General features: G+C 58.9%; 9 protein-coding genes. All 9 read left to right on the forward strand.

Going from position 1 to position 12,327, the window contains the following annotated elements; genetic code table 11:
* The first annotated feature begins 23 nt into the window (after window positions 1-23).
* The 9 genes from C998_RS0111115 to C998_RS14865 all read left to right on the forward strand — a co-directional run bounded on the left by C998_RS0111115 (window position 24) and on the right by C998_RS14865 (window position 12,216).
* The gene (locus tag C998_RS0111115; RefSeq protein WP_018870941.1) at window positions 24-1,058 is read left to right on the forward strand and encodes a YafY family protein; all 1,035 of its coding nucleotides are present in this window, start codon (window positions 24-26) and stop codon (window positions 1,056-1,058) included.
* A gap of 167 nt (window positions 1,059-1,225) precedes the next feature.
* A complete protein-coding gene (locus C998_RS14565; protein WP_196799386.1) occupies window positions 1,226-2,341 on the forward strand; it encodes a hypothetical protein in 1,116 nt (371 codons plus the stop codon).
* A gap of 232 nt (window positions 2,342-2,573) precedes the next feature.
* On the forward strand, window positions 2,574-2,900 hold the full coding sequence (locus C998_RS0111120; RefSeq protein ID WP_018870942.1) for a hypothetical protein: 327 nt from the start codon (window positions 2,574-2,576) through the stop codon (window positions 2,898-2,900).
* Between the two features lie 443 nt (window positions 2,901-3,343).
* Window positions 3,344-4,141: an HTH domain-containing protein gene (locus tag C998_RS14570; RefSeq protein ID WP_081617434.1), complete on the forward strand. Its 798-nt coding sequence runs from the start codon at window positions 3,344-3,346 to the stop codon at window positions 4,139-4,141.
* A gap of 269 nt (window positions 4,142-4,410) precedes the next feature.
* Complete coding sequence (locus C998_RS0111125) at window positions 4,411-5,643, forward strand: DUF6361 family protein (protein ID WP_018870943.1); 1,233 nt, start codon at window positions 4,411-4,413, stop codon at window positions 5,641-5,643.
* Window positions 5,643-7,436, forward strand: coding sequence for a phospholipase D family protein (locus tag C998_RS0111130; RefSeq protein WP_018870944.1), 1,794 nt, complete (start codon window positions 5,643-5,645; stop codon window positions 7,434-7,436). The genes C998_RS0111125 and C998_RS0111130 overlap by 1 nt, the downstream gene beginning before the upstream one ends.
* On the forward strand, window positions 7,429-10,563 hold the full coding sequence (locus tag C998_RS0111135) for a helicase-related protein (RefSeq protein ID WP_018870945.1): 3,135 nt from the start codon (window positions 7,429-7,431) through the stop codon (window positions 10,561-10,563). The genes C998_RS0111130 and C998_RS0111135 overlap by 8 nt, the downstream gene beginning before the upstream one ends.
* Before the next feature lie 102 nt (window positions 10,564-10,665).
* Window positions 10,666-11,508 carry an HNH endonuclease gene (locus tag C998_RS14575; protein WP_196799387.1) on the forward strand — a complete coding sequence of 281 codons (843 nt, stop codon included), beginning with the start codon at window positions 10,666-10,668 and terminating at the stop codon, window positions 11,506-11,508.
* Window positions 11,509-11,652: 144 nt separating this feature from the next.
* A complete protein-coding gene (locus tag C998_RS14865) occupies window positions 11,653-12,216 on the forward strand; it encodes a hypothetical protein (RefSeq protein ID WP_156001290.1) in 564 nt (187 codons plus the stop codon).
* Window positions 12,217-12,327: the final 111 nt, after the last annotated feature.

The following is a 12,327-nucleotide window of genomic DNA, read 5'->3' on the forward strand; positions in this document are numbered from 1 at the left end:
CAGGGACAGGGGATGGACGGGAGATGACCCAGGGCAACGGAATGCGTGCGACGCTGCAGCGGCGGATGCTGCTGCTGGGCATGGTGCCAAGGCAGCCCCGCCGGGTCAGTGCGCCGGAACTGGTTGAACGCCTGCAGGCGCGGGGGCTGGATACGACCCTGCGAACCATCGAACGGGACCTGGAAGCGCTTTCGGCATTTCTACCGCTCGGACGCGACGAGCGGGACCGTCCGTATGGCTGGTACTGGCTGGCCGACGCCCCGTTGCAGGACATGCCTGCCCTGGATCCCGAGACGGCGCTCACCCTGCAGATCCTGGATGCTCACGCAGCGCGCCTGCTGCCTCCGTCCGCCCGGGAACGGCTGGCGCCGCAGGTCGCCCGTGCGCGGGAGGTACTGGAAGCCACGGGGCAGTCGTCCGGCCTGAGTCTGTGGCCAGAGCGGGTCCGTATCCTCTCCAATGGTCCCCCGCTGGACCCGCCGGCCATCCCTGAAGGCGTGTTCACGACCCTGCAGCAGGGGCTTTTGGAACGCCGCTGCCTTGACATCACCTACCGCTCACGCTCGAAGGAACGGGTTCGAGACCACCGTATCCACCCTCTGGCGATGGTGTTCCGCGAGCCGGTGACCTACCTGCTGGCCACCATCGAACCGCATCAGGACGTGCTGCACCTCGCGGCGCACCGGATCGAGGCTGCGGCCCTGACCGAGAAGCCGGCGCTGGATCCGGCCGCCGGCTTTGATCTCGACCAACTCATCAAGGAAGGCGCGTTCGATTACCCCGAGGGCGAAACTATCCACATCGAACTCAGGGTGAGTCCCGCGGTCGCCTACCATCTGCACGAGGCGCGCCTGTCTGACGACCAGACCATCGAGAGTGAAGCCTACGGTGAGCACTTCCGCGTGTCGGCCACCGTCCGCGACACAGCACGCCTGAAGTGGTGGTTACTGGGCCTGGGGGCCGGCGTGAACGTCCTGAAGCCGGCGCCTCTGAGGGAGGCCATCGCGCAGGAACTGAAGTATGCCCACCTAGGATATCGTACGGAGATATCCTCGTGATGCACCGCCGGGGATACATTGTGATCGATAGGCGGCCCATGCTGCACCTAGCTGCACTACCAAAAAATAAACTCTAAGATCAGGTGCCGAGAGTATTGGGGAGTTGAGTTCGCATCTTCAAATACAGCAAATACAGTTTTAAATAAAGCGCGGTACTGGAGCCGGTGATGAGTCAGCCATTAAAATCCGCCATTTACGCAACGATCTTCTTCTTTTTAAGCGTTCTGGCCTTCGGCGCCAACGATTGGTTTTCTCTCTCAATACTGGCCGCATCGATCGTTTTTCTTTACCCTACTATATTGATTGGCCAGATGACGTTGCGGAACGTTTCGAAGACTGCTGTCCAGCAAGAATCTATACTCTATGCATTCCTTAACCAACCTAAAACCATAGGACAGCAACTATTTAGTGGCGGCATCGCGGTTATTTTGGGCGTTTCCTTTCTTACAGTCGCTAAAGGAATTGAGATAAACCATGGCTTGATTCCTGTAGTGGTTTTCGTCTTTCTGCTTACTTGGTGGGTCTCTGGTCGTCTTGCCTCGCACCCCGATCTGTCTAAGCTTGAACGACGCTACCTTCGACCGGAGGCAACGACCGCTTCCGTGGCTAAAGAGGCCGACAAATATAATCCGGAAAGCAATCTAGATGTAAGCTTCTTAAGTCTAATCGCTGCCATAATTGTAATTAATATTATATTCGCACTTTTGCTGAGCGCAAAAGATCTATTTACGTTCTTTGTGGCTGACGTGGACTTCTCAAATTTTCGTTCTTACGCATTGGAGCGAGGGGTTCCTTCGGGTGAGTTCAATTCTGTCTCACGTGTCTTCATTAACCTGTACGTGATGTTTGACAGTTTCAAGCTCGCGGCGGCTAATGAGATGTTGATGGCGTTTGGTGTGAGTAAGTCCGAATCTCATTCCGCTTATTATATATTTTATCTCTTTGTTTTGGTTCTTAATGCACTGAAGTTATTGGCGTTCTCGGTTCCTCTCGTGTTCTTGCAGAGGGGGTTGCTAAGCCGTGGGGCCGCCCTATTTGAAGCTCCTGCCTCAAGGGTCTATAAATGGCTCGCGCCATACTTTTTCACGCCTCTCCGGTTTTTGTGCAATCTGGTGGAGCCAGTATGGAGAGCAATCAAGGCGTTTTTCAGTGTCGATAATGAACGGTCCCAAGGGGAGGAGGGGACGGGTCATATGCCTGAGGGCCAGGAGGAACCGGACGAGCCTCACGAGTCAACACAGAGTAAGGATTCGAAGAATGATGTGGGTGAGGATCGCCGTTAGTAAACATGATATCTGACTTTGGTGATTCGGAAGGCTGCTCGGTGGTCGTGGGGAGACGCAATCAGGTGTCAAACCTGGATTGCCATTATAATAGGTTGATAGAGCGGCGATGGCCTAGAAGTGTCCGGGTTGTTGCAGTTTTAATCTCCTCTGATTGAGTGGTGGGGGACGGGCCGTGAGACGGCTTGGCTATCTTTGAGAATTGAATAGTGTTTGTAGCTTGGGGGCTAAAGTGACGAGGAAAGACGAGCGGGGAAACGCCAGTACGATCGTGCTGGTCATCATAGTAGTATTGGCTCTAGTAGTGGCAATGGCGGTAGGCTTCAGATACCTCACCCAAACCTGGGTAGGCACGTTCCTCATTTCTCCCGACGCCGCGGTGGTCGAGAAGGTTGTGTCGGAAGAGGTGGATGGGTTGTTAGAGAAGAAGGAAGATCTAATAGAAGAAAACGATACATTGAGAGCAGAAGTGGAAGACCTAGAGGAAGAGTTGGCTCAAAGGCGTGAAGAAGAGAAGCGCGAACAGGATGCTACTAGACGCTTGTTTCGGAGGGAATAGAGCGCGGCGGGTAAGCCGTTTTAAACGTTACCTGAATCGTGTGTTTTGGGTGCTTACCAGTGCCATGACGGATGGAGTTTGTATTTGGACGTGATTTTGCCAGCCTGTGCGTAAGATCGGTGTTCTAGGTGTCCTCTGTGTCACCGGTAATAAGGGAGTTCGGGTGTGCCGTCCGTCGGGAAATTGGGTGCTGAAAGGAGCCGCGACTTAGAATATCTCTGGAGGCCATTTGGAAGTGGGGTGCATCGGACAGACTGAAGGGCGTGCGGTAGCTGTTGGTTCGGTAATGGCGGTTTTGCGAAAGCTGTTTAAGAATTCTATTCGATTGGTCAGGGTTTGGCTTCTCTAGTCTTGGTTCCATATTGCGGTCGATGTCCGATGATTTCCTCATCGTCGCCACTATATCTTATCTAATGTGCGATGTCTGACCTTTGGGAGAAAATATGAGTGAATTAACGTGGCGTAAGGCTATCGAGCGAGTGCTCTCCGACTCTGGCGGAGCGATGCATTATACAGATATTGCTGAGCAAATTGTCGCGGAGGGTTTAAGGAAGAATGTTGGTGCCACCCCACCCACAACTGTAAATGCTAATATTTCGGCGTCGATAAGCAAAGACGGTGAGAAATCGCCCTTTCGAAAAGTCGGGCGCGGCGTTTATATGCTACAAAAAAATTCGCCAATGGGCGCATCAAAAAATGCTAGTCAACTAGAAGCAAAAGTGGAAGCGGACGAAGGGGACGAGGAGCAGCAGTACGATATAGTCTCATCATTTGGAATGTTTTGGCGTCGGGATTATGTTGTATGGACACGGACACCAAAGATTCTTGGTATTCAGCAGCTAGGGTCCGACCCGGTCGATTTCTATGGGCAGCTCGGAATTTACCTGCTCTATGATGGGAGGGAGGTTGTGTATGTTGGGCGATCGGTGGATCGCCCTCTTGGTCGACGGCTTTATGAACACACTTTAGACCGGCTGGCAACCAGATGGGATAGATTCTCTTGGTTCGGGGTTTTGCCTGTATCAGAGGAAGGTGGTCTGCAATGTCAACCAGGGGTGTACGGAGCAGATAAGATTGTCCCTGCGCTTGAGGCCATTTTGATTGAAGCCTTAGAGCCTCGGCAAAATCGAAAACGAGGTGATGATCTTTCGGCTGTAGAATATTTACAGACGGAGGACCCGGAGGTAGAAAAGCGTAAGGCCCAAGATGTTTTGGATAAGTTGGCGAATAATTTGCGGTAAAGAGTTATCTTCGGGCGCACTCTGGGCACAGGGTGGGGTGGTCGTTAGCTGATGCGCCTGCGGCGTGAGAAGGTTTAGCGGGCTGCTTCCGGGGCGTCAACACGCTACTGGATATTTGTCTGTATTAGAGTAGGGGGCTGAGAATTTTTTGCTGATTAGGCGAAATCGAAGCTTGTATTCAACCAATAAGTGCAACTCCATGTTATGTGGCGCGTTGCCTGTATCAGCGCTGGTATGAAGGGAATCGGGTGCACGGAGAGGGGGAACGAATGCTCCAGTCGAAACTCGCTTGGCTTGATCACGATGCGGATGCGCGCGAGCGCAGTATGCGCGTGCTGGCGATGTTCGGGGAGCGGGACACTCGCGATGAGCTGGGTCTCGGTGCGATTCGGGACAACCTGGCGGATCTGCTTTTTCCGGGCACGAGTACGATCCAGACGCGCTTGCGCTACATGCTGCTGGTGGCGTGGGTGTATCAGCAGGTAGAGGCGGAGTTGGCGCACGGGGCGCTTGCGGCTGAGAAGGTGCCGGCGCGGGCGGCGGATTTGGAGTTTCGCATTGTGGATGCGCTGCGCGAGTCGGATGATCGAGCCGGAGTGTTCGGCATCGGATCCGGCCGTACACTGCAGCGATTACCCAGTTCGGTGTATTGGGCGGGGCTGGCTTCGTGGGGCATCCGGGAGGTGCCGCTGTCGCAGGAGCGTTACCACCGGAGTGTGGCCGGCCTGGTGGAGCAGCGCCGAGAGTATGGTCGCCTGGAGGGGCAGAGTGGCGCTGGTTCGGGGGATTCGGAGTACCGCACCTGGCACCCGGGCTTGCCAAAGGCACCCGACGGCTTCCCGGGCGGGGTGTCCCTGGCGCTCGAGGTTGAGGAAGCGGAGTTTCTGCTGGACCGGGTGCGCGAGAGCCATCCGACCAGTCTGCTGGCTCACTTGTTCGAAGGTTGCTCCCCGGCGGACGTGACTTATCCCTGGGAGCATCCCGATCGGGCGAGTTTCAGTGAGCGGCAGCAGGCACTGCTGGATCAGGCGGAGAAACTTGCGGTGCTCGCCCAGGGGGCGTTCCTGCTCTACAACCTGGCGCTGTCCGAGAGGCGCGAACGCGAGGATTGGGTGAAGTACTACCAGCAGTGGCTGGACGACTGGACCGAGTCGGCTCAGGTATTGCCATTAGCGGAATGGAGCCTCGATGAACTCTTCGCGCTGACCGAGGCGGGGGCGCTGCGGGTGCCCGAGGGCGCAAGGCGCTTTTTGCGGGACTGGCGTGAACGCGTCGTGGCTTGCGGCAGCGACGGGGCGCGGTTGCGGGCCGATGAGGCGGCGCGTGATCTGGTACGGCGGCGCGAAACACTGCTGAAAAAGGCGCGCTCGCGCTTTACCAACCTACAGGCGCTGACGCAGTGGAGCGGCCAGTCGGGAGCCCATCGTTACAACTATCGGTGGCCGACGGTGATGCGTTTCCACCGGGATCTGCACACGGCGTTGTACGGCGAGGAGGGGTAATGCTGGACCCCAACGGGCGCAACCTGTACACCAGCCTGCTTACGCCACCGCCCGGTTACTCGCTGGACCAGGCGCTGGGCACCACTTTCTCGCTCGACATTCCCACGCTGCTGACCATCCCGGTCCATCTGTCGTTGCTCGGAGCCGGGCGGAGCGATGACGGAATCGCGGTGTACGAATCGGTCCGGCGCACGATGGATCGGGTGACGCTCTATCTCCAGCGCGGCCAGATGCGCGCGCCGAAGGACGGCAACCATCTTTTCGGGCTGCTGGAGCCGTGCATGGTGGAGGTGGAGCCGCCCGGCGACGGGGTGTTTCATCCCAAGGTCTGGGTGCTGCGCTTCCAGCCGGACCCGGGGGTACAGGAACCGCCGCTGCTTCGGGTGGCGATCCTGTCGCGCAATGTCACCGATGATCGCTCCTGGGACCTCTCGCTGCAGCTTGATGGCGTGCTGGGCGAGGAAAGCATTGAGGCTAACCGGCCCCTGGCGCGGTTGGTGGAGAGTCTGCCGGGGCTGGCGACGCGGGAAGTGGATGCGGATCGGCGCGTGCAGGCCCGGGAGCTGGCCCGCGATCTGATGACTTGCGACTTCGCGTTGCCCGATGGCGCCGAGAACCTGGAGTTTGCGGTTCCGGGACTGCCGGGTACGCGCTGGGAACCCGAGCCGGGCGACCGCCTGGCGGTGATCTCGCCGTTTCTGAAGGATGCGGCGCTGCGTCGGCTGGCCGACTCCAGTTCCAAACCGGTGGCGTTGATTTCGCGGCCGGAGGAGCTGGAGCAGGTATCGCCGGAAGTCTGCGGTGCGTTCGATGCTTGTTATGTGCTGCATGAAGCGGCGGAGACAGAAGACAACGAGGGTGAGATCGACCACGACACTCACGGCCTGCACGCCAAGGCGTGGATCCGTGAGCAGGGGACGCGCACGTCGATCACCCTGGGCTCGGCGAACGTGACGGATGCCGCATTGCTGGCGCAGCACAACCTCGAGGTGATGGCGACTTTGACCGGGCCGCGACGCAAGCTGGGCGGTATCGACGACCTGCTGGGCGAAAAGGGGCTCGGGAGTGTGCTCCAGCACTGGGCGCCCGGGGAGGATGTGCCCGACGAGGACGTGGAAAAGGTGCGGGCGCGCGAGCGGCTGGAGCAGGCCCGGACGGCGCTGGCCCGTGGCGGGTTGAAGGTCGTGTGCGAGCCCGGCAGTGCCGAGGGTATGTGGCGTTTGTGGCTGGCCGGGGGCGTCGAGGTGCCGGAATCGGTGGCCTGCCGCGCGTGGCCGGTGAGCCGGCGGCCGAATGAGGCGGTGACGCTTGAGGCGGGTCCGGAAGAACATCGGACGGAGCTGGCCCATGGTGGACCCGCGTACCTGACCGGTGTGATTGCCTTCGAGCTGACGGATCCGGCCGCGGAGCCGCTGCGTTTTGCACTGAACCTGCCGATCGAGGGCTTGCCCGCGGAGGACCGCGAGGCGGCGATTCTGCGTGCCGTGGTGGAGAACCGCGACGGGTTCCTGCGCTATCTGATGCTGCTGTTGGCCGGCGATGATGCCTCCGCGGCGGCCTTCATGCCGATCGCGGGAAGCGGCCATGGACACTGGCACAAGGCCGCGCTGGATGAGCTGCCGCTGCTGGAGGAGATGACCCGCTGTTACAGCCGCGAACCGGAACGCCTGCAGGATATTGCGGAGATGATCGAACGCTTGCAAAGACGCGTCGGTAGCTCCGAGTTGGTGCCGCCGGAGTTCGAGGCTCTTTGGCGTACGTACCAGGAAGCGATGGAGCGCCGCGATGGATGAGATCGAAGGCTTCGATGCCGGGCCGGTGCTGGACGGGCTCAAGCCGTTTCAGCGACGCACCGTGGATTACGCCTTCCAGCGGCTGTTCGACCCGGCGGGCAGCGGGCGTTTCCTGGTGGCCGACGAGGTGGGGCTCGGCAAGACCCTGGTCGCTCGTGGCGTCATCGCACGCACCCTGGAGGCGTTAAGCGGACGAGGGGAGCGCATCGACATCATCTACGTGTGCTCGAATGCGGCGATTGCCGAGCAGAACGTGCGTCGAATGAACGTGATGGAAGAGGGCGGGTTCGCCCTTGCCAGTCGACTGACGCTGCTGCCGCAGACGGTGCATCATCTCAACCGCAACCCGGTCAATTTCATCAGCCTGACACCCGGGACGACGTTCAATCTGCGCTCCAGCACGGGCAAGGTGCAGGAGCGGGTGTTGCTGTTCCATCTGCTCGACGGGCTGGAGGGGCTGAGTTCGGTGGGGCTGAGCAAGGCTCTCCAGTGCAGCGTCGGCGAAACCTGGCCCCAGTGGCTGGAGAAACGCCCGGAGGCGATCGATCCGGACCTGGCGGAGGCGTTCGTCGAGCACCTGCGCCAGCAGGTGCATCTGCGCGAACGGCTTCGGCGTATCTGCGAGGTCTACGAAGCCCCTGAAGCCGAGCGTGGCCCGGAGGCGAACGCCGAGCGCAATGCCGTGGTGGGTGAGCTACGCCGCCAGCTTGCCCGGGTCTGCCTGGCGGCCCTGCGTCCCTCGTTGGTGATCCTGGACGAGTTTCAGCGCTTTTCCGACCTGTTGAACGGGGAGACGGAAGAGGCGGTACTGGCCAACGACCTTTTCTCGCTGGACGGGGTGCGACTGCTCCTGTTGTCGGCGACCCCGTACCGGATGCTGAGCATGCACGGCGAGTCTGACGAGGGTCACCACGAGGAGTTTCGGAACACGGTGGGGTTCCTGTACGGCGACCCGAATGAAAGCGATCGCCTGGGATACCATCTCGAGGCGTATCGACGCGGCTGCCGACAACTCGCGGAGGGACATCACGAGGGGCTCCATGAGGCGCGCGAACGCCTGCAATCCCATTTGATGAAGGTGATGTGCCGGACCGAGCGGGTGGGCCTGACGCGGCGGCGGGATGCCATGCTGGACGGGGATGAGCGGGTGGTCACTTTGTCGCCTTCGGATCTCGAGTACGCGCGGAACATCGACGCGACGGCGCGTGCGGCCGGTCTGCCCGATGTGATCGAGTACTGGAAGTCGATTCCGTACATGCTCAGTTATATGCGCGACTACCAGTTGCGCCGGGAGCTGGACGCGATCGGCGAGGCGCCGCCGGCTGAGCTGAAGCGCGCAATCAGGGATGGGAATGGGCTAAGCACGATCGACCGCCAGCGTGTGGAGAACTATCAGTCGCTGGAAATCCCTCACGCGCGGATGCGCGCGTTCGTCAACGAAACCGTGGATTCCGGTCTCTGGGAGCTCTTGTGGCTTCCGCCTTCATTGCCGTACACGCAGCTCGCGGGGCCCTGGGCACGCGCCGGGCAGGTCACCAAACAACTCGTGTTTTCGGCCTGGAACGCGGTGCCGGATGCGATCGCAACCCTTTGCTCGTACGAGGCCCAGGCCCGGGCGTTTGGTCAGGACGGCGAAGACGTCACCTACAGCAATACCTATGAGCGCGTTCGGCCCCTCCTGCGGTTCCATACGGATGCGGACGGTCGACTGACCGGGATGCCGGCACTGGCGCGGATCATGCCGGCCCCTCGTCTGGCGCGCGAGCTGGATCCGCTTCGCTTGTCCATGGATCTCTCGAATGGCGATCCGCCGAGTCTGGACACGCTTCTTGCAGCCGCTGCCAGGCGATGTCGCGAACTGCTCGCTGAGCTTCCCGAGGGCGAAGTTCATGGAAGAGTGGATGAGCGTTGGTACTGGGCCACCATCGCCATGCTGGAACACGACGATCACCTTGTGGAGTGGATGCGGTCGGCGAGCGGCTGGTCCGAGGCCATTCCCGAACGCGAAAGCGGCGACCAGTTTCATGCCCACGTCGATCACATGATCGAGGCGATGCAGGGCGGCGTCGACCTGGGGCGGCGACCGCCGGATCTGGCCGAGGTGGTGGCCCGGTTCGCATTGGGCGGACCGGGGGCCTGCGGGGTGCGTGCTCTACGGCGGGTAGCACCGGATGTGGACTGGAACGACCCGGCGTTGCTTTCAGGCGCCGCGCAGGTCGCGAATGGCTTCCGTACCCTGTTCAACCTCCCCGAGAGCGTGGTTCTGATCCAGAATCGGGACAATCTGCCGTACTGGCGCCAGGCGCTGGACTATGCGGCCGAAGGCAACCTGCAGGCGGTGCTGGACGAGCATGTGCATGTGTTGCCGGAACAGCTTGGCCTGGTGGACGCGGCCCCCGCCGAGCGCATCGACGGCGTGGCACGGGCGATCGCGGAATCGCTGTCGATGCGTTCGGCGCAGCTCAAGGTGGATGAGGTCCAGGCGAAGGGGCGGCAGGTCGATGTGGATGACTTCTCCATCCGTTGTCGTTTCGCGCTGCGCTTCGGGGATATGCGCGATGACAGCAGTGGCCCCATCGCGCGCGCTGATGCCGTGCGCGCGGCGTTCAACTCACCCTTCCGGCCGTTTGTGCTGTCGAGTACGTCGGCCGGCCAGGAAGGTCTGGACTTCCACACCTGGTGCCACTCCGTGGTGCACTGGAACCTGCCGTCGAACCCGGTCGACATGGAGCAACGCGAGGGGCGCGTGCACCGCTACAAGGGGCACGCGGTTCGCCGAAACGTCGCTCAGGATATTGGACTGGACGGGCTGTCCGGTTGGCAGGGCGAGGGAGATCCGTGGGAGCGGCTGTTCGAGTGCGCCGAAACCACCGACTTCGGCCAGCAGTCTGACCTTGCGCCCTGGTGGATCTACGAGGCGGGAGATGCCCGAATCCTCCGGCGCGTGTTGCTTCTCCCGCTCAGCCGCGATGTCGGACGACTCCAGCAGATGAAACGCCAGCTTGCTCTCTACCGGATGGTGTTCGGTCAGCCTCGCCAGGAAGACCTGATCGCCTATCTCGATCAGGCACTGCCAGAGGACGCGCCGGAGGATTGGCAGATCTCACTTCTGCCCCCACATTCTTAAGATGGTCGATCTCGCAGGTGTCGGTGGTTTATTCCCACACGTGTGTACCGACATCCTCGATAAACGTTGTTCTCTGCACACAAAAACACGAAAGGTGGAATCTTGCCCGTAAACTTCGACAACCTTGTGGTCGGAAAAGAATACGAACGCCCAGAACTCGCAGACCTATGGGGTTACAAAGGATATCAGGCGATTTCTCGAGGAGTAGTAACACCATCGGACAGCAACGTAATCATCCTTTTTGTAACTAAAGAAAAGCAGCAAGCCCTAACCCAGTACGTCGACTACATAGATGGTGATCGATTGTATTGGGAAGGAGAGGCTAAGCATTCCAATGACGATCGAATTATCCATGCCCGAGATCGTGGTGAGCAGATTCATTTGTTTTATCGGGAAGTTCACCACTCGCCCTTCGTTTATTACGGAGAAATCCATCTCTTATCGTACGAGCTACATACTGACGTCCCGAGTCGGTTCGTGTTCTCCCTGGCCGGCGGCGAAGAACCTCTAGACCCGATCACCGAAATCGAGCAACATTCTGATGAATATGCTTCGTTAAACGAAACCGATAAGGACGCAGTGATCAAGAGTCGTCTCGGGCAAGGACGTTTTCGAGATCGGGTGATTGACCTTTGGCAGTCTTGCTCAGTGACCGGGTTGGGTGAGGTGTCGTTGTTGCGCGCTTCGCACATAAAACCCTGGCGTAGTTGCACGAATGAAGAGAGGTTGGACGCGATGAATGGTCTTCTTCTGACTCCGGCCCTGGATCACCTTTTTGATAAGGGTTTTATTACCTTCGGCGATGACGGAAAAATTCAGTTTTCTGATCGGCTGTCCGACGACTGCTTACGCATACTATGCGTCGACAAGAGCGCTCGCCTGAGAAAAGTGCCAGCGCAAATGAAGGAGTTCCTCCGTTTTCACCGGCAGCATGTGTTTCATTAAATAGTTTGTGTATTGTGGACGTTGCGTTCTTTCGTGGTCTTGCGAGACCATTTTTTCTAAGTTTTATGTCTGATCTGCTGGATCGTGTAGCGGCAAGGCTCAGATCGCAGTCATTGGTGGCTTCAGAGGTGTATGGGACCAACTATGGAGGGGTGGATCGGGCTGTTGGCGGTAGTAGCTATATTATTCGTCATTTTTCGTATCTATGAGAGCGTTCGAAATTGGTGGCTGAATCGAGAGGAGCGGAAAGCGGAAAAGGCGGAATTGGAGCAAATTCGACAAAAGGAATTGGTGAAGGCGCTACCGAGCCACATGGTTCGGTCTTTAGAACGATTTGAGGCAGAGGTCCGTAGCGGAAAAGACCATTTCTTAGGGCAGAATGATTTTTCCCCTCTAGCGTGCTTTGGCTATAAGGTCGGTAAGACTAACGGTTTGCCTGAAAAACAGAGACGCGAGGTTATTTATTATACGTGGTATGCCGAACTGCCAGATGTCTTACCACAGGGATACGTGAGGAAGTGGGGTGGCCCCGGCTCCTATAAGCGGTATTTGATGATTATGCGGCATCTCGAAATGCTGGCTAACCAAAGGCGGAGTCGCCGGAACTACCACGTGGCGGTGGCTCACTGGGATGCAGATAGAAAGTGGTTTCAAGAAACCTACGGGGAGCTCGCGAATAAATACTTCCAGCATGGCTGGAAGAGTTGAGAGTGCAGGACTGTGGGCTCCGTGCCCTTCTCCTTGGTGATATGCATCAGAATGTCCGTTTTGGGTTCAGCGGTTGACGCTTCCCCAAAGGTTCTTCATCGGTGACCCGAT

Source organism: Thioalkalivibrio sp. ALgr3 (genome assembly GCF_000377325.1).
GTDB lineage: Bacteria > Pseudomonadota > Gammaproteobacteria > Ectothiorhodospirales > Ectothiorhodospiraceae > Thioalkalivibrio.

Bases quoted from the DNA above. Each gene is read 5' to 3' on its own strand.
- C998_RS0111115 (WP_018870941.1), top strand. From the start codon at position 24: ATGACCCAGGGCAACGGAATGCGTGCGACGCTGCAGCGGCGGATGCTG.
- C998_RS14565 (WP_196799386.1), top strand. From the start codon at position 1,226: ATGAGTCAGCCATTAAAATCCGCCATTTACGCAACGATCTTCTTCTTT.
- C998_RS14570 (WP_081617434.1), top strand. From the start codon at position 3,344: ATGAGTGAATTAACGTGGCGTAAGGCTATCGAGCGAGTGCTCTCCGAC.
- C998_RS0111125 (WP_018870943.1), top strand. From the start codon at position 4,411: ATGCTCCAGTCGAAACTCGCTTGGCTTGATCACGATGCGGATGCGCGC.
- C998_RS0111130 (WP_018870944.1), top strand. From the start codon at position 5,643: ATGCTGGACCCCAACGGGCGCAACCTGTACACCAGCCTGCTTACGCCA.
- C998_RS0111135 (WP_018870945.1), top strand. From the start codon at position 7,429: ATGGATGAGATCGAAGGCTTCGATGCCGGGCCGGTGCTGGACGGGCTC.
- C998_RS14865 (WP_156001290.1), top strand. From the start codon at position 11,653: ATGGAGGGGTGGATCGGGCTGTTGGCGGTAGTAGCTATATTATTCGTC.